The organism is Acinetobacter sp. ANC 4805, assembly GCF_022549495.1.
In the GTDB taxonomy this organism is placed as follows: Bacteria; Pseudomonadota; Gammaproteobacteria; order Pseudomonadales; family Moraxellaceae; genus Acinetobacter.
Map to the genome: position 1 here is coordinate 23,767 of NZ_JAKZGD010000005.1, position 24,890 is coordinate 48,656.

The 24,890-nt window shown below is 39.5% G+C and carries 24 protein-coding genes; 16 read left to right on the plus strand and 8 right to left on the minus strand.

Features of this window, described 5'->3' with window-relative positions:
• The first annotated feature begins 76 nt into the window (after positions 1–76).
• The 6 genes from MMP60_RS07965 to MMP60_RS07990 all read left to right on the plus strand — a co-directional run bounded on the left by MMP60_RS07965 (position 77) and on the right by MMP60_RS07990 (position 7,978).
• Positions 77–1,660, plus strand: a complete 1,584-nt coding sequence (locus MMP60_RS07965; protein ID WP_241335767.1) for a TerC family protein — start codon at positions 77–79, stop codon at positions 1,658–1,660.
• Positions 1,661–1,747: 87 nt separating this feature from the next.
• Entirely contained in the window at positions 1,748–2,230 is a 483-nt protein-coding gene (locus tag MMP60_RS07970) for a YchJ family protein (protein ID WP_241335768.1), read from the plus strand.
• A gap of 52 nt (positions 2,231–2,282) precedes the next feature.
• Positions 2,283–2,927, plus strand: coding sequence for a trimeric intracellular cation channel family protein (locus MMP60_RS07975; protein ID WP_241335769.1), 645 nt, complete (start codon positions 2,283–2,285; stop codon positions 2,925–2,927).
• Between the two features lie 7 nt (positions 2,928–2,934).
• Positions 2,935–3,555, plus strand: a complete 621-nt coding sequence (locus MMP60_RS07980) for a hypothetical protein (RefSeq protein WP_241335770.1) — start codon at positions 2,935–2,937, stop codon at positions 3,553–3,555.
• A gap of 367 nt (positions 3,556–3,922) precedes the next feature.
• Positions 3,923–6,142, plus strand: coding sequence for a DNA topoisomerase IV subunit A (gene parC, locus MMP60_RS07985; protein WP_241335771.1), 2,220 nt, complete (start codon positions 3,923–3,925; stop codon positions 6,140–6,142).
• 156 nt (positions 6,143–6,298) lie between these two features.
• Positions 6,299–7,978 (plus strand): AMP-binding protein, encoded by a 1,680-nt coding sequence (locus MMP60_RS07990; protein WP_241335772.1) that lies wholly within the window; start codon positions 6,299–6,301, stop codon positions 7,976–7,978.
• A 64-nt stretch (positions 7,979–8,042) separates the two neighbouring features.
• Here MMP60_RS07990 and MMP60_RS07995 read toward each other — a convergent pair whose 3' ends face one another.
• Entirely contained in the window at positions 8,043–8,432 is a 390-nt protein-coding gene (locus MMP60_RS07995) for a hypothetical protein (RefSeq protein WP_018679114.1), read from the minus strand.
• Between the two features lie 150 nt (positions 8,433–8,582).
• On the opposite strand from MMP60_RS07995, the gene MMP60_RS08000 reads away from it, so the two are divergent.
• Together MMP60_RS08000 and ppa are read left to right on the plus strand one after the other, a co-directional pair.
• Positions 8,583–8,981 carry an MAPEG family protein gene (locus tag MMP60_RS08000; RefSeq protein WP_241335773.1) on the plus strand — a complete coding sequence of 133 codons (399 nt, stop codon included), beginning with the start codon at positions 8,583–8,585 and terminating at the stop codon, positions 8,979–8,981.
• A gap of 116 nt (positions 8,982–9,097) precedes the next feature.
• Positions 9,098–9,625, plus strand: a complete 528-nt coding sequence (gene ppa, locus MMP60_RS08005; RefSeq protein WP_018679116.1) for an inorganic diphosphatase — start codon at positions 9,098–9,100, stop codon at positions 9,623–9,625.
• A 106-nt stretch (positions 9,626–9,731) separates the two neighbouring features.
• On the opposite strand, the gene MMP60_RS08010 is transcribed toward ppa, so the two are convergent.
• Positions 9,732–11,060 (minus strand): OprD family outer membrane porin, encoded by a 1,329-nt coding sequence (locus tag MMP60_RS08010; RefSeq protein ID WP_241335774.1) that lies wholly within the window; start codon positions 11,058–11,060, stop codon positions 9,732–9,734.
• 731 nt (positions 11,061–11,791) lie between these two features.
• Between MMP60_RS08010 and MMP60_RS08015 the strand changes: the two genes are divergently transcribed.
• The gene (locus tag MMP60_RS08015; RefSeq protein WP_241335775.1) at positions 11,792–12,604 is read left to right on the plus strand and encodes a TorF family putative porin; all 813 of its coding nucleotides are present in this window, start codon (positions 11,792–11,794) and stop codon (positions 12,602–12,604) included.
• 146 nt (positions 12,605–12,750) lie between these two features.
• On the opposite strand, the gene MMP60_RS08020 is transcribed toward MMP60_RS08015, so the two are convergent.
• From MMP60_RS08020 to MMP60_RS08030, 3 genes are all read right to left on the minus strand, one after another.
• Positions 12,751–13,458 (minus strand): hypothetical protein, encoded by a 708-nt coding sequence (locus tag MMP60_RS08020; protein WP_241335776.1) that lies wholly within the window; start codon positions 13,456–13,458, stop codon positions 12,751–12,753.
• Between the two features lie 29 nt (positions 13,459–13,487).
• A complete protein-coding gene (locus MMP60_RS08025; RefSeq protein WP_241335777.1) occupies positions 13,488–14,966 on the minus strand; it encodes a YifB family Mg chelatase-like AAA ATPase in 1,479 nt (492 codons plus the stop codon).
• 68 nt (positions 14,967–15,034) lie between these two features.
• Positions 15,035–15,262 (minus strand): accessory factor UbiK family protein, encoded by a 228-nt coding sequence (locus tag MMP60_RS08030; RefSeq protein WP_241335778.1) that lies wholly within the window; start codon positions 15,260–15,262, stop codon positions 15,035–15,037.
• A 275-nt stretch (positions 15,263–15,537) separates the two neighbouring features.
• Here MMP60_RS08030 and glnK point away from each other — a divergent pair, with 275 nt between their 5' ends.
• From glnK to MMP60_RS08065, 7 genes are all read left to right on the plus strand, one after another.
• On the plus strand, positions 15,538–15,876 hold the full coding sequence (gene glnK / locus MMP60_RS08035; protein ID WP_000780326.1) for a P-II family nitrogen regulator: 339 nt from the start codon (positions 15,538–15,540) through the stop codon (positions 15,874–15,876).
• Positions 15,877–15,943: 67 nt separating this feature from the next.
• Entirely contained in the window at positions 15,944–17,356 is a 1,413-nt protein-coding gene (locus MMP60_RS08040) for an ammonium transporter (protein WP_241335779.1), read from the plus strand.
• A 126-nt stretch (positions 17,357–17,482) separates the two neighbouring features.
• Positions 17,483–17,947, plus strand: a complete 465-nt coding sequence (nrdR, locus tag MMP60_RS08045; RefSeq protein ID WP_018679125.1) for a transcriptional regulator NrdR — start codon at positions 17,483–17,485, stop codon at positions 17,945–17,947.
• Positions 17,948–17,959: 12 nt separating this feature from the next.
• Complete coding sequence (gene ribD / locus MMP60_RS08050; protein ID WP_241335780.1) at positions 17,960–19,045, plus strand: bifunctional diaminohydroxyphosphoribosylaminopyrimidine deaminase/5-amino-6-(5-phosphoribosylamino)uracil reductase RibD; 1,086 nt, start codon at positions 17,960–17,962, stop codon at positions 19,043–19,045.
• Positions 19,042–20,334, plus strand: a complete 1,293-nt coding sequence (locus MMP60_RS08055; RefSeq protein WP_004659442.1) for a DNA adenine methylase — start codon at positions 19,042–19,044, stop codon at positions 20,332–20,334. The genes ribD and MMP60_RS08055 overlap by 4 nt, the downstream gene beginning before the upstream one ends.
• A 340-nt stretch (positions 20,335–20,674) precedes the next feature.
• Complete coding sequence (locus MMP60_RS08060) at positions 20,675–21,514, plus strand: MIP/aquaporin family protein (protein WP_241335781.1); 840 nt, start codon at positions 20,675–20,677, stop codon at positions 21,512–21,514.
• A gap of 150 nt (positions 21,515–21,664) precedes the next feature.
• The gene (locus MMP60_RS08065) at positions 21,665–22,324 is read left to right on the plus strand and encodes a riboflavin synthase (protein WP_241335782.1); all 660 of its coding nucleotides are present in this window, start codon (positions 21,665–21,667) and stop codon (positions 22,322–22,324) included.
• A gap of 43 nt (positions 22,325–22,367) precedes the next feature.
• Here the strand turns inward: MMP60_RS08065 and MMP60_RS08070 are convergent, their stop codons facing one another.
• From MMP60_RS08070 to MMP60_RS08080, 3 genes are read right to left on the minus strand one after another with little or no spacing between them, the layout of a single operon-like run.
• On the minus strand, positions 22,368–22,994 hold the full coding sequence (locus tag MMP60_RS08070) for a hypothetical protein (protein ID WP_241335783.1): 627 nt from the start codon (positions 22,992–22,994) through the stop codon (positions 22,368–22,370).
• A gap of 35 nt (positions 22,995–23,029) precedes the next feature.
• The gene (locus tag MMP60_RS08075; RefSeq protein ID WP_241335784.1) at positions 23,030–23,437 is read right to left on the minus strand and encodes a DNA polymerase III subunit chi; all 408 of its coding nucleotides are present in this window, start codon (positions 23,435–23,437) and stop codon (positions 23,030–23,032) included.
• A 3-nt stretch (positions 23,438–23,440) separates the two neighbouring features.
• Entirely contained in the window at positions 23,441–24,889 is a 1,449-nt protein-coding gene (locus tag MMP60_RS08080) for a leucyl aminopeptidase (RefSeq protein WP_241335785.1), read from the minus strand.
• Position 24,890: the final 1 nt, after the last annotated feature.

Consider the following 24,890-nt stretch of genomic DNA (forward strand, 5'->3'; position numbering starts at 1 on the left):
TTTTGGCTACTTATGCCGACCTTTTAAAATTTCAATTTCATAATGATATTGCCGATTTTACAGAGGGGTCACGTCAATGATTCTTGAATGGATGTCTGACCCAGCTGCATGGGTTGGCTTAGCAACATTGGTTGTGCTTGAAATTGTCTTGGGTATTGATAACCTTGTATTTATTGCAATTCTGGCAGAAAAACTACCACCAGAACAACGTAATGCTGCTCGTAGAGTTGGTTTAATTCTCGCCTTGCTCATGCGTTTGGGATTGCTTGCTGCAATTGCATGGGTCGTGACACTGACTGAACCGCTGTTCCATATTTTTGACCATGCCTTTTCTGGCCGTGACCTGATTTTACTGTTTGGTGGTGTGTTCTTACTCTTCAAAGGTACCATGGAGTTACATGAGCGAATCGAGGGTCACCAAACACTGAAAGAAGAAAATCCAGTACATGCTACTTTTTGGATGGTTATCGTTCAGATTGTGGTTTTGGATGCGGTCTTTTCTTTAGATAGTGTGATTACTGCGGTTGGTATGGTGAAGCATCAAAGTGTCATGATGCTGGCAATGATTATTGCTGTTGGTATCATGCTTTGGGCATCAAAACCACTAATGGATTTTGTGAATAAACACCCAACGGTTGTCATTCTGTGTCTTGGCTTTTTGATGATGATCGGTTTCTCATTGGTGGTTGAGGGCTTTGGTTTTCATATTCCGAAAGGTTATTTATACGCTGCGATTGGTTTCTCTGTGCTTGTCGAGGTCGTGAATCAAACTATGCGTCGTAACCAAGAAAAACTGGTCACGACAACTGATTTACGTTACCGCACCGCATCAGCCGTTTTGCGTATGTTAGGTAGCAAAGGCAATGGCAGCGAAGGTCAAAACAAAGAAGCAGAAGATGTATTGGCAACGCAAGCCTACGCCAAAGAAGTCTTTGATGAAGACAATGGGGTATATCACAGCGTTTTAGTTCAAGGGGTTTTAGGTTTATCTGAGCGTCCCGTCAAATCAGTGATGACGCCACGTCCTGAATTAGAGTGGTTAGATTTGGATGCTGATCCTGCCGAATTGAAACAACGTTTAATGGCAATGACCCATTCACGTTTGATTATCGCGCGTGGTGAGTTGGATAATATCGAAGGGATTGTTTTAACGCATAAAGTGTTGAATGAATATATTGAAACAGGTGCAATTGATTTTACCAAGCACTTACGTGAGCCTGTCATTGTGCATGAAAATGCGCAAGTGTTGATGGTAATGGAACAGTTACGTCAAGCACCGCTACAAATGGCGATTGTCCTAAATGAATATGGTTCAATTGAAGGCATTGCAACTCCGATTGATGTGTTAGAAGCCATCGCAGGTGAATTCCCTGATGAAGATGAATTGGAAGCCGTCGCTGCCAGTTTGGATGATGGATCTATGCTACTCGAAGGTTCAACGGATATTCGCCATGTTTCGATATTATTGGGTAAAGATTTAGTCGATGAGAGTGAAGAATATTCAACCTTATCGGGTTATATCTTATTCCACTTAGGTCGGTTACCTGAAAATGGTGACATGATTGAAGCGGATGGCTATCGTTTTGAAGTCGTCACAATGGATGGGCACAAAATTGAAAAAGTGCGCATTATTGCCAAAGATAAATCTGTAGAGAAATAATTTAGCTATACCCGAATAGCCTTTGAGTTTGACCATTGTTCAGCGATGGTTTTCGCTCAGGGCTATTTTTTTATGTGAGTATTGAAGATGACATCGTCACAACATTGTCCGTGTGGGCATGGGCAATATGCAGCATGCTGTCAGCCCTTACATTTGAAACAGCAGTTTGCTCAGAATGCTGAGCAATTGATGCGTTCGCGTTATAGTGCTTTTGCGTTACAGCAGATTGATTATATTTTAGAAACGACAGCTCTAGGGCAACAGGCTGCTTTGGATCGGGCAGCGATTGCTGATTGGAGTCAATCAAATCAGTGGCTAAAATTAGAAGTCGTGCAACACCAACCAAAACTTGATAAAACGCATGCCTTGGTTGAGTTTAAAGCGCATTACTGTGATCAAAATCAGGATGGTAAACAGGCGCATATTCATCATGAAATTTCACATTTTGTTTTGCATCAACAACACTGGTATTTTCTTGATCCAACCTTGGATCTGCAAATCACCATGAAACAGCCTTGTATTTGTGGTTCAGGGAAAAAATTTAAACAATGTTGTGCACAATTCATCTAAGTTTGCCTTAAAATAGCGCACACTTTGATGCCTGATTTAGGGATGTCGGCAGATGTTACTGACCGTGATTTATATTATTGCCATTACTGCGGAAGCAATGACAGGAGCGTTATCTGCGGGACGACGTAGTATGGATTGGTTCGGGGTAACGTTAATTGCCTGTGTAACCGCTTTAGGTGGTGGTTCTGTTCGAGATGTTTTACTGGGTCATTATCCTTTAACGTGGGTCAAGCATCCTGAATATTTGGTTCTGACTTGCTGCGCTGCGTTTGTCACGATTATTATCGCCAAATGGATGAAGCATTTACGCAGTGTGTTTCTATTGCTTGATGCCATGGGCTTAATTGGTTTTACCATTATTGGCTGTCAAATTGCATTATCGATGGGTCATGGTTTTGTAGTTTCTGCCGTGGCAGGCGTGTTAACAGGAGTTTCAGGCGGTATCCTACGAGATATTCTTTGTAATGATGTGCCTTTAGTATTCCGCCGTGAGTTGTATGCTAGTATTTCTTTTGTTGCGGTGATCTGTTATTGGGTCTGTTTAGAGATCGGATTGCAGCACGATCTTACTGTGATTTTCACCTTAGTATTTGGTTTTACTTTACGTGTGATTGCTATTTATTTTGGTTTGGAAATGCCGAAATTTATTTATAAAGAGGATGATGCTGAGTCTGCTTCTTCAATAGATGAGCATTGAGATTAAAATGGATAGAGAGAAAATTGAGCAAATAAGAAAAGAACTCTCTATTCCGCTTACATATGCGATAAAGCTTTTAAAAGAAAACCAAAATGATGTACCTGCCGCAATAATTACTTTCCATAAAGATAACATTGAAAAATTGGTTGAGATGACCCAATGTGAACCAATACTTGCGCAAACACAATATCAGGCATTTGCTTGTAACCTTGAAAAAGCATTAAGCAGTATTCATTCCATACAACGTGAACCAAGTACAGTGATTTTTACAACAGGCGTGAATAAACAAAAAATCAGTGGGGAGATTGGAATTTTTGTTTGGAAAGAGCCTAAACCGATAGATCAAAGAGAACAACGAGCATTTATTCCTTTAGATGATTTTAAGCATTTATTGGATATATTTAATGGTGTATTCCCTTTAGAAAATCCAATTTATACTGAAGGTCAAAGCTTCGATATCTGTGGACATAACTTTATTGATTGTCTGACTTGTCAAATTATTATTAAAAAAATCAAAGAAATTGAGACTTATGATCAACCTCTCAAAGATTTTTTGCAAGAGGTTATAACTTGGTTAGAACAACAATTAGAAGATACTGAATATTTGGTTTTTTATGGAAATTTATAATTTTCAATGATTTTGATAAGAGGGTTTTATGTACGAAAGAAGAATTTTTATTTTATTGCTGATTATTTATGCAAATACCAATTATAGATTTAAATTCGATTTTTTTAATATTTTACATGATGTGAGTCTATTTGGTGTGATTATGGGGCTAATGTTCCTATTCAAAGAAGAAACTCAAGAACATCGAAAACTGTATATACCTTTTGCGATCTGTGCATTTTTTCTAATCATAACGAATCTGGTTTTAAAATAATCTTGTTAAGACACCATTTGACGTTTAAACAACAACAAGCACTTGTCACAACGCTTTCATCCACATAGCATACAAAACATTGACGATAACAATGATTTTGGATGACTTGCTGAAATGACCAGCCTTGCACATCATGCAACCGAAAACCGCTCCGTAGCTGAATTCACAGAACAAGCTTATTTAAACTATGCCATGTACGTGATTATGGATCGTGCATTGCCGCATATCAGCGATGGTTTAAAACCTGTACAACGTCGTATTGTCTATGCAATGAGTGAACTGGGCTTAAAATCGACAGGTAAGCCGAAAAAGTCAGCACGTACCGTTGGTGATGTACTCGGTAAATATCATCCGCATGGTGATTCGGCGTGTTATGAAGCAATGGTCTTGATGGCACAGCCATTTAGCTACCGTTATCCATTGATTGAAGGTCAAGGCAACTGGGGTTCACCAGATGACCCTAAGTCATTTGCTGCAATGCGTTATACCGAAGCCAAATTGTCTGCTTATAGTGAATTATTGCTGAATGAATTAGGTCAAGGGACAAGTGAATGGCAAGATAACTTTGATGGTTCAATGAAAGAACCAATTACTTTGCCTGCACGTATTCCCAATATCCTACTGAACGGTACTACGGGTATTGCGGTGGGAATGGCAACGGATATTCCACCACACAATTTACGTGAAGTGGTCAAAGGTACGATTGCGCTGATTCGTAACCCTGAAACCACAGATGAAAAATTAGCAGAATATATTCCAGCACCAGATTTACCGACCAAAGCGGAAATCATTACTTCACCTGAAGACCTACTTAAAATCCAAACCACAGGGCGTGGTAGCTATCGTGCGCGCGCAGTGTATACGGTAGAAAAAAATGAAATTGTGATTACTGAACTGCCTTATCAAGTTTCAGGTTCAAAAGTCGTGACGCAAATTGCGGATCAGATGATTGCCAAGAAATTACCCTTGGTAGCAGATATTCGTGATGAATCAGATCATAAAAATCCAACACGTTTGGTGATTGTGTTGCGTTCCAACCGTGTAGATGCTGAAACGGTGATGAGCCATTTATTTGCAACCACTGATTTAGAATCAAGCTATCGCGTTAATTTGAATATGATTGGAGCCGACGGTCGTCCGCAAGTCAAATCGATTCGCCGTATTTTGTTGGAATGGATTGAGATCCGTAAGCAAACCGTAACACGTCGTTTACAATACCATTTAACTAAAATCGAAAAGCGTTTGCATATCTTGGCAGGTCTTTTAATTGCCTATTTGGATATTGATACCGTGATTCGGATTATTCGGGAAGAAGATCAGCCAAAACCTGTTTTGATGCAGCACTTTGGGATAGATGATATTCAGGCTGAAGCGATTTTGGAGCTCAAGCTTCGTCATTTGGCTAAACTTGAAGAAATGGAAATTCGCCGTGAACAAGAAGAGTTAGAAGCCAAAGCCGCCATTATTCGTGAGCAATTGGCAAATCCAGAGTCATTGAAGAATTTAATTATTGGTGAGTTAAAAGAAGACGCGAAAAAGTTTGGTGATGATCGTCGTTCACCAATTGTTGCGCGTGCAGATGCAGTACAAATCAAAGAACAAGATTTAATGCCTGCTGAAACCGTGACTGTGGTGTTATCAGAAGCAGGTTGGGTAAGGGCTGCCAAAGGTGGTGATGTTGATGCTGCAAATCTAAATTTCCGTGCGGGTGATCAGTATCTGAGTCATGCAGTAGGTAAAACCAATCAACGTGTCTACTTCTTAGATGAAACGGGGCGGAGTTATGCGCTGCCGATTAGTAGTCTCCCTTCTGCACGTGGTTTAGGCGAGCCTCTGAGTTCCAAGCTCGCACCAGCGAGTGGTGTATCGTTCATTCAAGTCTTTGTTGATGAAGACAGTAATGAGTTACTTGCTGTGAGTTCAAATGGATATGGATTTAAAACGCAAGCGGCGCAGTTAGATACCAATGCTAAAGCAGGTAAAGCCTTTTTAACAGTCGCAGATCAGGCAACTGCTTTACCATTATTGCCAATTCAGCAAACCACACATGTTGCAATTTTAAGTTCATCAGGGCGGTTATTGATTATTGATTTAGCTGAATTACCGATTCTAAATAAAGGGAAAGGTAACAAGTTGATACAACTTGATGAAAAAGAGCAAATTTTATCCATGACAACGCTGACTTTAGATGAAATAATCCAAATCGCTGCAGGACAACAACACCTTAAACTGAAAGGGGATGATCTCCAAAAATATATAGGAAAAAGAGCAACAAAGGGGCAACTTTTACCACGGGGATATCAAAAAGCAAATAGACTCCTCATTCAGAGATAAGGCTAGTATTCTGTGATAAAAATACGTTATATATGACAAGGTATTCATATTATTTGAATAGATTGACAGGGCAATTCAAAAAGTTAAAAAAAAGTTTTGTCATGGAAAGTAACGTCGTTACATTTTTAAGGATTACTACTCGGAGATAATGGCATTATGGAAAAGATTTGGTTTGCAGAATACCAAAAGACAGGAATTCCAGAAACAGTTGCGCTGCCTGCTGAAAACACCTCACTTGTTGATATTTTTGAACGCAATTTCCAAAAATTTGGTTCACGTGATGCCTTTATCTTCATGGATAAAGTTTTAACGTACAATGAATTAGAAGTTGCTAGCCGTAAGTTTGCAACTTATTTACAAAGCCTTGGCTTGGCTAAAGGAACACGTGTTGCGGTCATGATGCCGAACGTATTCCAATACCCAGTAGTTGCATTAGGTGTATTTCGTGCTGGTTTAGTGCTCGTGAATGTAAACCCACTTTACACCTCGCGTGAACTTGAGCATCAGTTAAATGACTCTGGTGCAGAAGCACTTGTAATCATTGAGAACTTTGCTAGCGTTTATCAAAGCATTATTGGTAAAACACCTGTGAAGCATGTTGTGGTTGCTTCTGTTGGTGATATGTTAGGTACACTCAAAGGCACATTGGTAAACTTTGTTTTACGTAAAGTACGTAAGCAAATTCCAGCTTGGCGCATTCCAGGTCATGTCAAATTCAATACGGCTTTGGGTAAAGCGAATCCAAGTAACTATAAACGTCCAAGCCTAACTTTAAGCGATACTGCTGTACTGCAATATACGGGTGGTACGACAGGTGTTTCTAAAGGCGCTGAGTTGACGCACCGTAACTTGGTTTCTAACCTATTACAATGTGATGGTATTTTCTCAAGTAAGTTTGGTACAGGCGATGGTGCTAAAGATGACCGTATCGTATGTGCGTTACCGCTTTATCACATCTTTGCATTTATGGTGTGTGCGCTTTATGGTATGTACAAAGGTCAAGCGAATATCTTGATTCCGAACCCACGTGACTTACCTGCTGTTGTTGGTGAATTACGTAAATACCAACCTTCGTTCTTCCCTGCAGTGAATACTTTGTTTAATGCTTTGGTAAATAATGAAGAATTTAAACAGCTTGATCATAGTAAATTGAAGATGGCAATGGGCGGTGGTATGGCTGTATTACCATCTACGGCTGCTGCTTGGCATAAAGTAACAGGTACAATCATCATTGAAGGTTATGGTTTATCTGAAACATCACCAGTTGCGACAGCAAATCCGCCTGCAACAACTGAGTTCAGTGGCACGATTGGTATCCCATTACCATTAACTGAAGTTGCTTTACTTGATGATGATGGTAATGAAGTTGCACTTGGTGAACAAGGTGAGATTTCGATTCGTGGTCCGCAAGTCATGAAAGGCTATTGGAACCGTCCTGATGAAACTGAAAAAGTCATGACTAAAGATGGTTTCTTCCGTACTGGTGATGTCGGTGTAATGGACACACGTGGTTATTTCAAAATTGTAGACCGTAAGAAAGATATGATCTTGGTATCTGGCTTTAACGTTTACCCAAGTGAAATCGAAGAAGTGATTGCGAAGCATCCGAAAGTATTGGAAGTTGCTGCGATTGGTGTTCCAGATGAAAAATCAGGCGAAGTACCTAAATTATTCATCGTGAAAAAAGACCCTTCATTAACAACTGAAGAAATCATTGCTTATGCAAAACAAAACTTAACAGGCTATAAGTGCCCTCGTTATGTTGAGTTTATGGATGATTTACCAAAATCGAACGTAGGTAAAATCTTACGTAAAGATTTACGTAAACCAGCTTAAACGCTAACCTCGCTTTGTAAAAGTGAGGTAATAAAAAACGCCGCAATTCAAATTGCGGCGTTTTTTATTTATTTTTAGACTTCATTAACCAATGATCAATATAAGGTCGACCAATTCCAACAATGCCGACAAATACAAGCATGGTCGCAAGTTGAAAACGTAACCGAATTGGGTCAATTCCATTAAAGCTGAAGTAATTGTCCGCAAAAACGTAGAGAACAACTATGGTTAGCCAATGCCAAAGCGTGAGCCTTTTAATTCCAACTGCATAAAATGCAAGTGTGAGAATCGCGAAAGTCCCTAAAGTTGATTGCCAATTGAGGTTTGCACAAATCACACTGAGTAGAAATGCCATAATAGGCAACACCACTTTCAGTACACGATCCACCAAAAGTTGATGTTGTCGTTGTTGAGCAAGAACATCAAACATCTTGTTTTGATCTTGAGATTGCATAACGTGACCTTAAAAGAGAATGAACAAAAACAATATTTACATAAGTAGAATGTGTAAAAGAAACGCTTGTTGAACAAGCACAAATGAAAGTTCAATAAATTTTAAGTTATGATAGCATGATCACAAGAACTTCAAATGATGGATATTAGCATGCAAGGTATTAGCGGCATTATATTGATTATTATCGTTGCATGTTTATTGCCCTATGTTTTTACCTTGATTGCAAAAGCAAAAGGTGGTTTCCAAGCAAAGGATAATCAAAATCCACGTGAGTTTTTAGCCAAAACTACGGGCTTAGCTGCAAGAGCAAATGCAGTACAGCAGAACAGTTTTGAGAGCTTACCTTTATTTATCGCTGCAATTTTGATGGCAGAGTATATGGTTGTGCCTGAAAAATTTATTTTGAGCTTAGGCTGGGCGTATATCGTATTTCGCGTCATTTATGGAATATGCTATTTGGCAAATCTTGCTACTTTACGTTCAATTATTTGGTTTTTCTCTATCTTCTGTCCCATTTTACTTTTTGTGATTACGATAAAAATGACCTAAAGAAAGAGTGAATATAAAATTCATCAACGCTCAGCATATCTAGCATCATTTTTACAGTATTCACGTTATAATCTAGCCGATTTACATCTGACTTCACAATATAAACGAGTGTTGATATGAGTTATAGCAATATTCCTGCGGGCAAAGACGCACCAAACGACATTTATGTCATCATCGAAATTCCTGCAAATGCAGCGCCAATCAAATACGAAATCGATAAAGATTCAGATGCGTTATTTGTAGACCGTTTCATGGGTACAGCAATGTTCTACCCAGCAAACTACGGTTATGTGCCAAATACATTATCTGAAGATGGTGATCCATTAGACGTACTTGTTGTAACTCCACATCCAGTTGCTGCGGGTTCGGTCATTCGTTGCCGTCCTGTAGGCAAACTAAATATGGAAGATGATGGTGGTATCGATGCGAAATTAATCGCAGTTCCACATGAGAAATTGTCTCCACTTTACAATGACATTCAAGAATATACTGATCTTCCAAAATTGTTGATCAGCCAAGTTGAACATTTCTTCTTACACTACAAAGATTTAGAGCCTGGAAAATGGGTGAAATTGAGTGGTTGGGAAGGTGCTGATGTTGCGAAGGCAGAAGTATTAAAAGCAATCGAAGCTGCTAAGAAGTAATTTTCTGAGTAGATTAAGCTAGATTTTATGATTTAAAGCCTAGTTGATAAAAAAACCTCCATTCAATTGAATGGAGGTTTTTTTATGACTTAAATAAAGCTGTGAATTAGAAGAATTTCACAGGGATATCAAGCCAAATACGCCATTCGTTGGTATCGCCGATATAACCATCTTGATACGCATCGCTAGCACGATAATATGAGTGACGTACACGTAAGCTTGCGTCTTTGGCAAAACCTGACTGCATTGTGTATTTCACTTGGTTGAAGAATTCACGTTCAGTTGCATTATCTGCTGTACGAACACGAGCAATTACGTTTTTATTGGCATCTTGAACTGCTGTATTGGTATTAATATCCCAACCATAGACAAAGGCAGTCGTCCAACTTAACCCTGGTACGCCGAAGCTACCAAAATCAAGATTGTATTGAAGCTGAGCTGATTTTTCACCATTACCAATGAAGTCTGAAAGGTATGAGTTTGGCAAATAAATACTTTGATGCCCATCACCAACACCTTGACCTAAACCATAGTCATAGCCTGCATTACCACTGTTTTGTTGGTAAGCAAACATTACGGTGTGTGGACCAGTATTATAGGTGGTCGATACTGCCCAAATTGAGTTCTGGTATTCATCGTTTGCTGAACCGATATAAGAATACAAGCTATTGTTTGCTTGACGATCCCAATCTGTGTGGTATCCGCTGAAGTCATATGTCAATGAACTATTATTTGCTAAAGCTTGTTTATAGTTCACATTGGCATAATGACGCTCTAAACGATCTTTAATATCCGTACCGTAATAAGCTGTATTGAGTTGGTCATTAACTTTGTATTTGGCACCCCAAACAACAGCACGATCTAACTGATTACCATCAGATTTGATTTGGTCAGAATATTGATTCTTGGTAAATTTACCAACAGTCACTTCTAAACTTTCAATTTCGCGGCTGTTTGCTAAAACACCTTCAAAGTATTCTGGTACTAAACGTACAGTGTTGCTTGCAAGCACTGGCAAATCGAGAATTTGTGTACCATAAGTCACAGTTGTATTTGAAATACGCGCTTTAACGAAACCACCACCACGTGCCCAGTGATCATAAGCTGAGCCGTCTGGATGTTTTGGAATCATGCCGTTACCAGCATTATTGTTTGAGCCTAATTTAAACGAGGCATCACCAATAATACCCGCTCCAAAACCAACCACACCTTGAGTAAAACCTGAATCAAGTTTGACCATAGCAGTTTGTGCATAAGAGCTTGTGTCATCTACACCATTTTTCTTGTCACGAGTTAGATAACCAGTGCGGAATAAAACATCCCCATTGGCATCTTCAACAAATCCTTTTGCTTCGCTTTGTTCGCTAGCATATGTTGAGGAGATTAGAGCGGCATTAATCAAAACCGCTAATATAAGTTTTTGTGCCTTTGGCATATGTAGCCTCATAAAATAACAAATTTTGGGAGAATCCGAAATTTTGACCAATTGTATAAGTTATATGTAAAAAAGATAGATTTTTATTAAAATATTTTAATTAAATTTACACAAAATAAGGCTAAAATTTAAAGTTTTATTACTGTATAAAAAATGAATTAATTAAAATTAAATACATGATATTTAATAAATAATTAATATCTTATTATTGTAATTAATATTGGTTATTTTTTAATTATTTTTATATAAAATATGTGACGATATTGAATAATTCCTTTTTTAATTTAAATAGTTATTTACTAACTGGTTAAAAAGTGATTAATTTGAGTTTGCAAAAACTAACATCCCGATAAATGGTCGTTATTTTTGTGTGGAAAACATTCAAATCAGTACCTAAATTGGGTTATGCACTTTTGTTGGGCGTAACTTCTTCGTTCTTTTGATTGTAACTTAAAATAATCTCTGTCGTATGATTGTTGATCATTCTTATTGCATTCTTATTGTGCAAAAAAATAATTTATCTAGCTTTATGCTTAAAAATGGATCATAAATAGAGATGAAGATGCAATAAAAAGCATTTTGTAATTATTTTTATTATAACTATGACGATTTTATGACATGAACACTAGGTTTTATGGTGCTTTGGTTAAGTTGGCATAGCATTTGCTTGTTACATTGTGATGCAACTTAAAACATAAATCAGTCGAATATCCATCATGGGGGAGATCAATATGATGAAATTTGCATGTAAGGCGATCGCGTTAAGTATTTTTGCTGTGACTTCGACTTTTGCTATGGCAGAAGATAAACCTTCATTCTATGGTGTTACTGCGTCAGGTAACGTGTCAGCAGTAACGGATTATCGTTTTCGTGGTGTGACCCAGTCTTCAAATAACCCTGCGATTCAAGGTGGTTTTACTTTCTCGCATACTTCAGGTGCATATTTAGCACTTTGGGGGTCAAGTGTTGACTTTGGTATTCCAGGAGTTTCAACTGAAACAGATGCGACACTCGGATTTACAAATAGCTTTTCTTTAACCGATAAAGTTAAACCGACTTATGATGTTGGTGTAATTCATTACGGCTATATTGGTTCAAAATCTAATTATACAAATGCTTATAATGGTAAGAAAGGTTTAGCGTTTACAGAAGTATTCGGTAAACTTACTTTCCCTGAAACATTATTAGCAGGCGATGCTCTAAGCGTAGGTGTAAATTATTCACCTGATTACTGGGGTAGAACGGATGATTTTTGGTATTTCAATTTAGGTTATTCTGCGCCTATTGCTAGTACTGGTTTAACAGGTTTAGCATCTGTAGGATACAACAAGCTTAAAAACAAAGATGCTTTAGGTGTTGTTGCTGGTGGTCCAGGTAAAGATGATGATTATGTCGATTATAAAGTTGGCGTGAACTATAACTTACTGGGTATTCTTGCTGAAGTTGATGTCGTTGGTACAAATGTAAGTACTTCAGGTATGAGTGATAATGCAAAGAAACCATATGACACTGGTGTGTTATTTAGTTTAACGAAAACATTCTAATCCCCAAACGGAATAGATAAGTAAAAGCCAGCAGACATGCTGGCTTTTTTATTTGTCAGTAAAAAGAAAGTAATAGCTACTCATTTTTTACCAAAACGAATTTTTGCACCAATATTTCTATCTGTATGTACGGTTGCTGCACTATTTTAATAGACTGAGTTTTTGGTGAAAGTAAATTTCTCTCCGAAATCGTTGTCAACATGAGTCAAGCTATATTCTTTTCCGTTTTCTATTTTTCGATAACCTCTTAGAAAAACATCTGTTCCTACACCCCAGCATCGTTTATCAGTACTGACCATGATTGCACCATTTGGATACATCTGTTGCACAGGACCATCAAACATAAATCCATACGGAATATAAAGTGCTTTATGTACTTCCTCCTTACGGACTTCCATAAAGAACGGATTGTTTTGATCAATCAGCTTCGAATCTCGTAATACGCTTGATGCACGTTTATTATAAAAATCAATGATATTAAGTTCATTCTTGGCGTAAACCAAGAGTGCTTTGATACTTTGCAAGTTTAAGGTTTTATTCTGCCCCAATAAGGCATTATATTTTTCAAGCAGTAACGAAGCCTGAGATGGTGTAATGTTATTAATGATAATACAGTCTTCGCCATTTCCAAGTGCAGCTTGCCATGCTGAGTCAACACCATTATAAAAGACAATGCCTCTACCTTGTTTAATTTGTTGACCTGCATGTCGACTTTGTTGTGGAAAGATAAGTGCTTCGCCGCCATGTAGGAGTGCAGGAACAAAAATAATAAAACGTTGAGTCCGATTGACAACTTTAAGCCCATGTTGAAAGTCACTTGGCTTTAGCTTTAATAAGGGTAATGTCTGATTCATCTTATTTTTTCTATTTTTAGTCCGTTAATTTATCCTCGATAGGACAATGCTTCGGTTAAATGGCTGCTTAAAATTGGATCACTTTCGGCTAGATCGGCGATTGTACGTGCAACGCGTAAGACCCGATGGTAGGCACGCGCAGAAAGATTTAAGCGTTGTTGTGCCATTTCAATAATTTTGATTGAATCTTGATCTAAAAGCGCATGTTTTTCCAACAACTTTGGAGAAAGTGCTTGATTTAAACACTGCTGTCTGAGGATTTGTTTCTCGTAAGCGGTAATGACACGTTGTCGTACAATTTCAGAGTTCTCGGTCGCTGCGTGGTCTTGTAACTCTTTGGCTTGTAAGGGAGGTACATCAATATGTAAATCAATACGATCCAATAGCGGTCCAGAGATACGGTTTTGATAACGTTGAATACTTTCAGGTGAACACTGACAGCGACTGTCCCGATTAAATGCATAACCACAAGGGCATGGATTCATTGCTGCAATAAACTGAAAATTTGCAGGAAACGTCATTTGTCTAGCGGCACGAGAGATAACAATCTCTTTTGACTCTAGTGGTTGTCTGAGAACCTCAAGTACTTTACGATCAAATTCAGGGAGTTCATCTAAGAATAGGACTCCTAAGTGTGCAAGCGTAATTTCCCCCGGTTTTGGTTGTGAACCACCTCCAACCAAGGCGATTGCTGATGCTGTATGGTGTGGAGCACGGAAAGGGCGTTGTCCAAAGGTGTGTTGAGCATTCGCAACTGAATAGATACTAGCGACTTCTAAATTTTCTTGTGCATTTAATGGCGGTAAAATCGAAGGGAGTCGAGATGCAAGTAAGGTTTTACCTGTACCAGGTGGACCTTTAAAAAGTAAAGAATGCCCACCCGCAGCTGCAATTTCTAATGCACGACGAGGACGCAATTGACCTTTGACATCAGCGAGATCGAATTGATAATAAGCAGACGTTATATTTTCTTGTTTTGGTGAAGCCTGTAGTTGAGAACTGCCCGAAAAGTGTGCGCATACTTCTTGCAAATGTTGTGCGCCATAAACCTCAAAATTTGGAAGTTGATTTGCTTCCTTTAGATTAGCAGTAGGAACTAATAAGCGATGTTGGGCGTGTTGACAAGCCATCGCAATTGGTAATACGCCTGAAACAGGGCGTAAATGTCCATCGAGTGCAAGTTCACCAATTAATTCAAACCCTTCAGTGCAGTTTTCAGGTAATTGACCTGATGCAATCAAAATCCCAAGTGCAATTGGCAAGTCTAATCTAGAGCCATCTTTAGGAAGATCTGCTGGTGCTAAATTTATCGTTAAACGTTTGGTTGGAAACAAAAAACCACTATTAATAATTGCAGATCGAACACGATCTTTACTTTCCCTGACGGCCGCTTCTGCTAGACCTACAATGGTTAAGGAGGGGAGACCAGAGCTGATGTGAACTTCGACCTCAATTTGAGGAGCATGAAGCCCCAATAAGCCCCTTGTATAAACTTTTGCGAAAGACATTTTATTATTGTTCCATCATGGTGCTTTATTTTTAATCATTTTTGTTGATTGTTGCGCTAAACTGGTGCTTATTTTTGATCTTGCACCATTTTTTCTAGGGTACTCATTTGCTGTTGTAACGCAGTGAGGCGTTGGTTGGCTAAATTCAGCGCTATTTTCTGGCGTTCGAGTTCTTGTTTAGAAACTAAATCTAATTTTTCGATACTTTCGTTTAATAATGCACGTAAGTTTTTTTCTAAATCTTTTTTAGGCTGATCAACTTGTTGCAAAATTGCTTGTAAAAGAGTTTCAATCATAAAGTGCTCAATAGGTTATATGTATTTGTTGTAAGTGTACCATTGCTTTCAGCAATCCCATAGTTTTGTTCAAATCAACTCGGATGTTATTCTCTAGATTGAGTTAAACCGTGGCAAATGAAACTTATTTTCGATTAACTATCTACATCTTCAAGCCCAAATAGGTTATAAAGAAAGCTCATACGCACTATTCAAAAAGCCCCCTTCTTTGAATATTGGCATGAAAATTGAACATAAAACCTTACTGGTGAAAAAGAAGCCGAAGGAAAATACACATGAAGCTTGTAACTGCAATTGTAAAACCATTCAAACTCGATGACGTGCGTGAAGCATTGTCTGATATTGGTGTTCAAGGAATTACCGTGACAGAAGTCAAAGGTTTTGGGCGCCAAAAAGGTCATACCGAACTGTATCGTGGTGCAGAATATGTGGTTGATTTCTTACCAAAAGTAAAAATTGAAATTGCGATTAGCGATGAAATGGTCGATGCGGTCATTGAGTCTATTACTCGCGTGGCAAGCACAGGGAAAATTGGTGACGGGAAAATCTTTGTTACGAATTTGGAACAAGTCATCCGTATTCGTACTGGTGAAACTGGACCAGATGCTGTCTAAATTGGCATAAAGTTTGCTGAGTTAGGAACAATAGAGATAACTCACAAAATAAGGTTGGGGGACACGAATGAAAAAAATGCTTATGGCGCTTAGTCTATCTAGCGCACTTTTAGGTGGTTCAGCAGTTGTTTGGGCAGAAGAAGCTGCTTCAACACCTGTAACTGAACAAACTGTAGCGGCATCCGATGCTGTAGCAGCGTCAACTGTAGACGTTGTAGCAGAAGCGCCAGCTCCTGCGGAAGCCGCTCCAGCTCCTGCAACAGAAGCGAAAGTAGATACAGGTGACACAGCTTGGATTCTCGTTTCAACAGCACTCGTTTTGTTAATGACCATTCCAGGTCTAGCTTTATTCTATGGTGGTATGGTTCGTAAGAAAAACGTACTTAGCACCATGATGTTCAGTCTTTCTGCTGCGATTTTAGTCAGCTTGATTTGGGTTATCGCGGGTTATTCACTAGCATTCTCTGGATCAGGTGCTTACGTTGGCGATTTTGCTAAAGTCATGCTGAATGGTGTTGCATACGATGCTTTAAGTGGAACAATTCCTGAAAGCTTATTTGTGATTTTCCAAATGACTTTTGCGATTATCACTGTTGCAATCATTAGTGGTTCGATTGCAGATCGTATGAAATATTCTGCATTCATGGCATTTATTGCAATCTGGGTCATCTTAGTTTATGCACCAATTACCCACTGGGTTTGGGCGGCTGATGGCTGGTTATTTAAAGCAGGCGCATTAGATTTTGCTGGTGGTACTGTTGTCCACATCAATGCTGGTGTTGCTGGTTTAGTTGCTGCATATATGCTTGGTAAACGTGCTGGTTTAGGTCGTGAATCAATGGCACCGCACAACCTTACTCTTACTGTGATTGGCGCAAGCTTAATTTGGGTAGGTTGGTTCGGCTTTAACGGCGGTAGTGCTTTAGGTGCTGGTGCTCGTGCAAGTATGGCGATTCTTGTGACTCAAGTTGCTGCCGCTGCTGCTGCATTCTCTTGGTTGATTGTTGAGCGTCTTGTTCGTGGTAAAGCGTCTGTTCTTGGTGGTGCATCAGGTGCGGTTGCTGGTCTAGTTGTCATCACACCTGCTGCTGGTTTTGTTGGTGTTGGTGGCGCATTAGTTATGGGCTTAATCGGTGGCGTAGTCTGCTTCTGGGGTATTACAGCACTTAAACGTTTACTCAAAGCTGATGATGCGTTAGATGCATTTGGTTTACATGCTGTGGGTGGTATTTTAGGTGCAGTACTCACAGGCATTTTCTGTAGCGATGAAATCATCAAAGCTGCAAACGTAACACTTGCTCCAACATTTGCTGGTCAATTATGGGTACAAGTAGAAGGCGTGTTGGCAACAATCGTATATAGCGCGGTTGTGACCTTCATTATCCTTAAAGTGATTGACCTTGTGATTGGTATCCGCGTAAGTGCTGATGATGAGCGTATGGGTCTTGACCTGAGCCAACATGGCGAACGTATTGAATAATTGATTGCAATCTCTCGTTGAAAAAACAGCCTAATCAGGCTGTTTTTTTATGCCTTTTTTATGTTAGTTCAGCAATTGCAGAAACTTTGCTACACTTAAAGCAAGTGAGTAAATAATCGCACAACTATGCATTGTCCATTTTGTAACGCTGCTGATAGTAAAGTCATCGACTCTCGCCTAGCTGCTGAGGGTTGCCAAATCCGTCGTCGTCGAGAATGTACGATTTGTGGTGAGCGTTTTACCACATTTGAAAGTTATGAAATGGTGATGCCACGGGTCATCAAATCTGATACAAAGAGTGAGCCATTTGACGAAGCAAAACTACGTCGTTCATTGATGCATGCTTTACAGAAACGCCCCGTGACTCAAGAGCAAATCGAAACGGTACTCAGTGATATACAATCCCAAATTCGTCGTTTGGGTGAACGTGATGTCAAGTCTAGAACAATTGGTGAAGTGGTGATGCAGGCATTATTTGCGCTAGATCATGTGGCTTATGTTCGATTTGCCTCGGTGTATCAAGATTTCCAAGATGTAGAAGCATTCCGCCGTCAAATTGAGCAGATGCAACAACGTGAAAATGAAGCCTAAGTTAGAGAAATAATGTCTGAATTCACTCAAGATCAGTATTGGATGCAACGAGCAATTGAATTGGCTCGTCTGGGACAATATTCAACCAAGCCGAATCCTAATGTGGGTTGCGTTATTGTCAAAGATGGGCAGCTGATTGGAGAGGGCTATCACCCTCAAGCGGGTCAACCCCACGCAGAAGTTTTTGCACTTCGCCAAGCGGGCGAACATGCTAAAGATGCAACGGCTTATGTGACCTTAGAACCTTGTGCACATTATGGTAGAACGCCGCCTTGTGCTGAAGCACTAGTTAAAGCCCAAGTAAAAAAAGTGGTGCTTGCTTGCTTTGACCCAAATCCATTGGTTGCAGGTAAGGGCATTAAGATTCTACAGGATGCAGGCATTGAAGTTGCAACAGGTGTGTGCACAAAAAGTGCAGCAGCGCTGAATTTCGGTTTTTTAAAAGCCATGTCGACAGGTTTGCCTTATGTGCGTCTAAAAATTGCATCCAGTTTGGATGGACGTACTGCAATGGCATCAGGTGAATCAAAGTGGATAACTGGAACTGTCGCTAGACAAGATGTGCAGCATTGGCGTGCAATTTCTGGTGCAGTAATTACAGGGATTCAAACGGTGCTTGCCGATGACTGTGAACTGAATGTGCGCGCATTGAATGGAATTGACCTCGCTGCTGTTGTTCAACCCAAACGAATTGTTTTAGACCGCCAAGGACTGTTACCACTTTCAGCAAAGATTTTGAAAAATCCTGAAACAGTGATGGTGATGACACCATTTCGTCAAGAACTTGCTGATTTAGGCGTGATACAATTAGCACCGCAACCATTGAGTCAATTATTGCAGACCTTAACTCAACAATATCAAATTTATGATGTATTGGTTGAGGCAGGTGCAACGTTATCAACAGCCTTTTTACAACAAGGTTTGGTTGATGAAATGATCAGTTATGTTGCACCGACTTTACTTGGTCAATCTGCGCGAGCAATGTTCAATGCTGAATTTAGCGAAATGGCAGAGCAACTGCGTTTTGAGTTGGTCGATGTCACCCAACTTGGGCAAGATATTCGCCTAAGATTGCTCCCTACCCAAGAGATGATATGAATCCAGAACCATCGGTTTATCACAAGCGTCGTCATGCAGCACGTACGACTGACGAATATCTTTTTCATCAGTTAGTACCTTATTTAGGCAATAAGCGTCGACTGCTGCATCTCATTTTAGAAGCACTTGAGATTACAGGCACACTGAATAGTAAGAAAAAGAACCCACCGATTTTTGCTGATTTCTTTGCGGGGAGTGGTGTGGTCTCACGTTTAGCACGTCAAAATGGCTATCGTGTCATTGCAAATGACTGGGAACCGTATAGCCATGCGTTGAACAACGCGATTTTAGCCTGTGTTGATGCACCTGCATTTAAAGAATTGGGGGGGTATCAGAAAGCAATTGATTACTTGAACCGTTTACCTGAAGTCAAAGGCTGGGTGACACATAATCTTTGTCCACGTAATGATGATGTGTATGATCCTGCTCGTGACCGTTTGTTTTTCAAACGCCGTAATGGGATGCGTATTGATGCAATTCGTCAGCAGATCGCAACGTGGCAAGCACAAGGTGCAATCAATGATGTGGAAATGAGTGCTTTATTGGCACCCTTACTGTATTCAGCAAGTTTTGTCAGTAATACCAGTGGGGTTTTTAAAAGTTTTCATCAGGGCTGGGGCGGACGTACGCAAACGGCGCTAGAACGGATCGAGTCATTAATATGGCTTACACCGAGCCGTTTCTGTGAGATAGGTGATCCCAAACGACCTGCGGCTGAAATGTGGTGTGTTGATGCACAGCATTTAGCCAACCAAATGAGTGGTTTTGAAGTTGATGTGGCGTATCTTGATCCACCTTATAATCAGCATGCCTACAGCAGTAACTACCATGTTTTAAATGCTCTGACTTTATGGGATCAAGTGGATTTACCATCACCTGATACCAAAGGCTTTAAGAGTGGAATTGATCGAGCATGGCGTAAAGAGCGCCCAAGTCCTTATAACTCTTCTAAGTATGCGAAAGAAGCTTATGAAAAGTTATTGGAAACCATTAATGCTCGCTATATTTTGACTAGTTATTCGACTGATGGAAATATTGAACCTAAAGATTTGCTTACTGCTAATTTAAAGCGCGGCAAAGTGACTTTGTTAACTCAAGATGTACCGCGTTATCGAGTGAGTAAACAGCGTCAATCAGAACGTGCACGTGTTCTTGAATTTATTGTGATTACGGATACCCATGCGAAGTCTGGTCCTCCATTACGACAGCTTTTAGGGCAGTTATATCATTTTGCTGAGTTGGGTGGTGTTGATACGACAGGTAATAGTACTCAGCTTGCACTTTGGTAAATTCAAGTAGACACCATTTTTGGATAAAGTGGTGTCTATTTTCTCTTTTTTTCACTTTCTTGCTAATACATATAATTTTATAAAATAAATGATTGTTTTTACATGAATTATCATTGAATTTAAATAAGTCTTTCGAACACCTGTTTACATTTAAATTAATTAAAAACAATTGCTTATCTATTCTTGTTGCGTGGTTTAATCTTTTTTATTTACAAAAAATATTTTACTATTTGGTTGAAAAACTTCCAGAAGAATATTGATCATTTTCGAAAATGAATATATTTTGCCGAGCTTTATTTCAGGTCATGCCTATACGCAGCACTGACCAAGAGAGGTTGTGATGAGTCGCTCGGAACCCAGCTTGTTGGGACAATGTATAGCTGAATTTTTTGCTACCGCAGTTTTTTTATCTTTTGGTATTGGTGTTGTGGCTGCGCTTAAACTTGCGGGAGCAGGTTTAGGGCTATGGGAAATCAGTCTTGTATGGGGCTTGGCGGTAGCATTGGCTGTTTATTTATCTGCAGGTATTTCTGGAGCTCATCTCAATCCTGCCGTCACGATTGCATTAGCATTGTTTGCTGGTTTTGATAAACGTAAAGTTCCTTTCTATATTATTTCTCAAGTTTCTGGTGCCGCTTTAGGCGCGCTATTGGTCTATGGTTTGTATAGCAATCTATTTATGGATTATGAGCAAACACACCATATGGTGCGGGGGAGTGTCGAGAGTTTGGAGTTGGCTGGAATTTTCTCAACCTATCCACATCATTTATTGTCTATTGGACAGGCATTTATGGTGGAAATGTTTATCACCATGTTATTACTTTGGCTCATCATGGCGATTGGGGATGATCGAAATGGTTTACCACGTGGCGCTTTAGCACCAATTTTGGTGGGTTTATTAGTTGCCGTCATTGGAGCTTCTTTTGGTCCATTAACAGGCTTTGCTATGAATCCTGCACGTGATTTTGGCCCTAAAATTGTGGCCTATTTTTCAGGCTGGGGTTCAATTGCTTTTACTGGCGGTCGTGATATTCCTTATTTTATTGTGCCTATCTTTGCACCGATTGTTGGTGCTTGCTTAGGTGTATTAGGTTATAAATTATTTTTTAGCCATTTCTTGTTAAATAATACGGTTGAGCTTAAACAGACAGTCAATAAACGTATCTCTGAAATGCAGTAATTTAAGATTGAAAATAATAAAAGGTGATCGATGGATCGCCTTTTTTATTGCAAGTATTTGAACTTGGAGTCCCTTGTTATCTCTGGGGCTTTGCTTTAAGGTATTCGATTCACTATGGCATATATTGCATAAGATTAGGTTAGAACTCCCATGTTTACAGGCATTATTGAAAGTTTAGGTAAGGTTGAGAGCTTACAAAGTGTAGGCGGTGATGTACGTCTACGTATTCAAACTGATTTGGATATGTCTGATGTGCATTTAGGTGATTCAATTGCAACTAATGGAATTTGTCTCACAGTGATCGAATGGGGCGAACATTGGTATGCTGCGGATGTGTCTCGTGAGAGTTTAAATCGAACGACTTTAGGTCAATGGAAAGTAGGTCAAGCTGTCAATGTTGAAAAAGCAATGTTGCCAACAACTCGTTTTGGTGGGCATATTGTCAGTGGGCATGTTGATGGTCTTGGAGAAATTACAGTCGTTCGACAAGACGCACGTTCATTATATTTTGAAGTGACAGCACCTGTTGAGTTGGCAAAATATCTAGCAGAAAAAGGTTCTGTAACTGTCGATGGGATTAGTCTGACCATTAACCATTTGCGTGGTAATATTCTGAGTTTGAATCTCATCCCTCATACTGCTGAGCGTACTAATATTGGCACATGGCAAGTTGGTACAAAAGTTAATTTAGAGGTCGATGTGCTCGCACGTTATATCGAACGCTTATTGTTAGGTGATAAAGCAGCTGAACAAAAAACTGAATCGAATATCAGTATGGCATTTTTGGCTGAGAATGGTTTTTTAAAATAAAAAATGAAACATAAAAAGGCCCAGTTGAAACTGGGCTTTTTTATTATTTCTCGTCTGAGAATTCACTATTTTTCAAAATATAATCAATTTCATCTTGTGCGAGCGCATGTAATTTGGCACGGAATACAGTCACTGCTTGTTCTATCAAGCTTTCCGCTTCTAGCTCCAAACGAACACGTACACTTTCAAGCTCAGATAGGATTTGCTGGTCGTCAATCTGAACACGTTGCCCTTGAGCATAATCAATGCTTGGCTGTTCAGGATTCGCTTGATAACGCTCAGTTTGTTGTGCAATTTCTTGATCAATATGATGACGTAGTGCAACGAGGTTTTCAGTTTGTTGCTCAAATTGATTTAATTCATCCGCTTGCAGTTGAGCAGCATAAGCGGCTTCGGTTGCACGTTTTTCTTCTAAGGCTTTTTCCAAAGCCAATTGTTTACGAATGCGTGCTTGTTCAATCAACTCAGCTTTTAGATTGGCATAGGCTTGATCAATGCGTTGTTGAGAGCGTAGCTGAGCTTTTTCTTCGAGTTGTATCCATGTTTGGATTTGTGTTTGTGGTAACAGTAGATCACAGATACGAGCTAAATCTTCCTGATAGGTCTGACGTACCGCTTCAGGTGTATTTAACCAACGCTTTTTAAAATCCTGTCCTACATTTAATGCCACACGACACTCCTTACATGATGCTATTGTTTACAGACTTATAATTTAAATGTGCGTGGCTCAACGCCTAAACGACGATACATCTTAAATTTCTCTCGCCCGATCTGTTTTGCAGTTTCATTATTTTCAATAATTTCGATAATGTGGCGAAAATCTTGAGTTTGTTCAAGTGCATGATTGTTAAAATTAAACACAATCCAATCCTTGGATGGCGGTAATTCAGCTGAAATACATACTGGGCTATTCAACTGATCAATTCCATGAGGAATAAAGCTACTTGGATCAAAACTCCATAGCTTGTCATCCAACTCATTTTGTAAATTTGAATCAACACAATACCACCAAATCTGTGGGTGCTGATTCAAAATTTTTCGACATAAACGGCAAGCACTTTCGACTTGCCGTTCTATGCTATTTTCAAACAGATAAAAACTAACTTGTGTCATGTGTTAGTTATTCGATTCTGTGCGATTAGCTAAAAACTGCATAAGTAACGGTACTGGACGACCTGTTGCACCTTTGGCTGCACCAGATAACCATGCTGTACCAGCCACATCAAGATGCGCCCAACGATAATCGCGCGTGAAACGCTCAAGGAAACATGCTGCGGTAATTGCACCGCCGTAAGGACCACCAATATTGGCAATATCGGCAAAAGGTGAATCAAGTAATTCTTGATATTCTTCCATCACAGGCATACGCCATACACGGTCAAGCGATTGTTCACCTGCTTGTTGTAGCTCTTGCACTAGTTCATCGTCTGGTGAGAATAGCCCACTGACAACTTTTCCGAGCGCAACGACACAAGCACCTGTCAGTGTTGCAATATCAATGACGAGTGTAGGATTAAAGCGTTTGATATACGTCAACGTATCACAAAGAACGAGGCGACCTTCCGCATCAGTATTTAAAATTTCAACCGTTTGCCCACTCATGGTGGTGACGATGTCTCCTGGACGAGTTGCATGACCAGAAGGCATATTTTCTGCCGCAGCGATTGCTCCAACCACATGGATTGGAAGGCGAGCTTCACAAAGTGCTTGCATCGTACCTAACACTGAAGCAGCACCACACATATCGAATTTCATTTCATCCATGCCTAAGCCCGGTTTCAATGAAATACCTCCTGTATCAAAGGTCACACCTTTACCGACCAATACGACAGGTGCTTGATCAATTTGGGTGTTGTATTCAAGTGTAATAATTCGACCAGGACGATCAGAACCTTTGCTGACAGCAAGAAAAGCATTCATTCCCAAATCAGCCATTTGCTGTTCATTGAGGATGGTGACTTTTAATAAATCAGGATATTGTGCTGCAAGCGCAATGGCTTGGTCTGCAAGATATTCAGGAAAACAGATATTGCCGGGACGGTTACCTAAATCACGTGCATAGTTCTGTCCAGATTGTACAGCGTGAATTAAATTTAATTGAGCATCATCAAGTGCGGTTTTATCTGAAACCAGATTGATAGTTTCTAAGATGAACTCATTTTTTTTTGATTTAAATTCATCATAAGCATAGGCAGCTTGGGTTAAACTTAAGGCAAATAAATAATGTAGATTCGTTGGTAATGCGCTGAGATCTACGGTGATTTGTCTAAATTTATTTTGTGATGATTTGATAATCGTTTGTGCGAGTTTTGCTAATTTTATTGCCTTTACTTCGGCACTTTTGCCTAAACCGAGCAAATGTGCATTGGCTTGCACAGCGATATTGGTAATCAGTGCAATATTTTCATTAAAACCAGCTTTGAACTGTGTGGCACTCAGAACATCTTCTAGATGATTGATTTGATAAGTCTTTAAGTTCTGTTGTAATTGTTCTGAATCAACCAAAATCCACAAAGATTCACTAGACGACTGTGTTGGGAATGCGGTATGAAGGGTAAATTTCATT

What these genes read in the sequence shown, in the direction of transcription:
- MMP60_RS07990 (WP_241335772.1), top strand. Translation starts at nt 6,299, where the DNA reads ATGGAAAAGATTTGGTTTGCAGAATACCAAAAGACAGGAATTCCAGAA.
- MMP60_RS08060 (WP_241335781.1), top strand. Translation starts at nt 20,675, where the DNA reads ATGAGTCGCTCGGAACCCAGCTTGTTGGGACAATGTATAGCTGAATTT.
- MMP60_RS08000 (WP_241335773.1), top strand. Translation starts at nt 8,583, where the DNA reads ATGCAAGGTATTAGCGGCATTATATTGATTATTATCGTTGCATGTTTA.
- MMP60_RS08065 (WP_241335782.1), top strand. Translation starts at nt 21,665, where the DNA reads ATGTTTACAGGCATTATTGAAAGTTTAGGTAAGGTTGAGAGCTTACAA.
- MMP60_RS07995 (WP_018679114.1), bottom strand. Translation starts at nt 8,432, where the DNA reads ATGCAATCTCAAGATCAAAACAAGATGTTTGATGTTCTTGCTCAACAA.
- MMP60_RS07965 (WP_241335767.1), top strand. Translation starts at nt 77, where the DNA reads ATGATTCTTGAATGGATGTCTGACCCAGCTGCATGGGTTGGCTTAGCA.
- ppa (WP_018679116.1), top strand. Translation starts at nt 9,098, where the DNA reads ATGAGTTATAGCAATATTCCTGCGGGCAAAGACGCACCAAACGACATT.
- MMP60_RS08075 (WP_241335784.1), bottom strand. Translation starts at nt 23,437, where the DNA reads ATGACACAAGTTAGTTTTTATCTGTTTGAAAATAGCATAGAACGGCAA.
- MMP60_RS07975 (WP_241335769.1), top strand. Translation starts at nt 2,283, where the DNA reads ATGTTACTGACCGTGATTTATATTATTGCCATTACTGCGGAAGCAATG.
- MMP60_RS08080 (WP_241335785.1), bottom strand. Translation starts at nt 24,889, where the DNA reads ATGAAATTTACCCTTCATACCGCATTCCCAACACAGTCGTCTAGTGAA.
- MMP60_RS07980 (WP_241335770.1), top strand. Translation starts at nt 2,935, where the DNA reads ATGGATAGAGAGAAAATTGAGCAAATAAGAAAAGAACTCTCTATTCCG.
- MMP60_RS08015 (WP_241335775.1), top strand. Translation starts at nt 11,792, where the DNA reads ATGATGAAATTTGCATGTAAGGCGATCGCGTTAAGTATTTTTGCTGTG.
- glnK (WP_000780326.1), top strand. Translation starts at nt 15,538, where the DNA reads ATGAAGCTTGTAACTGCAATTGTAAAACCATTCAAACTCGATGACGTG.
- MMP60_RS08030 (WP_241335778.1), bottom strand. Translation starts at nt 15,262, where the DNA reads ATGATTGAAACTCTTTTACAAGCAATTTTGCAACAAGTTGATCAGCCT.
- MMP60_RS08025 (WP_241335777.1), bottom strand. Translation starts at nt 14,966, where the DNA reads ATGTCTTTCGCAAAAGTTTATACAAGGGGCTTATTGGGGCTTCATGCT.
- MMP60_RS08055 (WP_004659442.1), top strand. Translation starts at nt 19,042, where the DNA reads ATGAATCCAGAACCATCGGTTTATCACAAGCGTCGTCATGCAGCACGT.
- MMP60_RS07970 (WP_241335768.1), top strand. Translation starts at nt 1,748, where the DNA reads ATGACATCGTCACAACATTGTCCGTGTGGGCATGGGCAATATGCAGCA.
- MMP60_RS08020 (WP_241335776.1), bottom strand. Translation starts at nt 13,458, where the DNA reads ATGAATCAGACATTACCCTTATTAAAGCTAAAGCCAAGTGACTTTCAA.
- nrdR (WP_018679125.1), top strand. Translation starts at nt 17,483, where the DNA reads ATGCATTGTCCATTTTGTAACGCTGCTGATAGTAAAGTCATCGACTCT.
- MMP60_RS08010 (WP_241335774.1), bottom strand. Translation starts at nt 11,060, where the DNA reads ATGCCAAAGGCACAAAAACTTATATTAGCGGTTTTGATTAATGCCGCT.
- ribD (WP_241335780.1), top strand. Translation starts at nt 17,960, where the DNA reads ATGTCTGAATTCACTCAAGATCAGTATTGGATGCAACGAGCAATTGAA.
- MMP60_RS08040 (WP_241335779.1), top strand. Translation starts at nt 15,944, where the DNA reads ATGAAAAAAATGCTTATGGCGCTTAGTCTATCTAGCGCACTTTTAGGT.
- parC (WP_241335771.1), top strand. Translation starts at nt 3,923, where the DNA reads ATGACCAGCCTTGCACATCATGCAACCGAAAACCGCTCCGTAGCTGAA.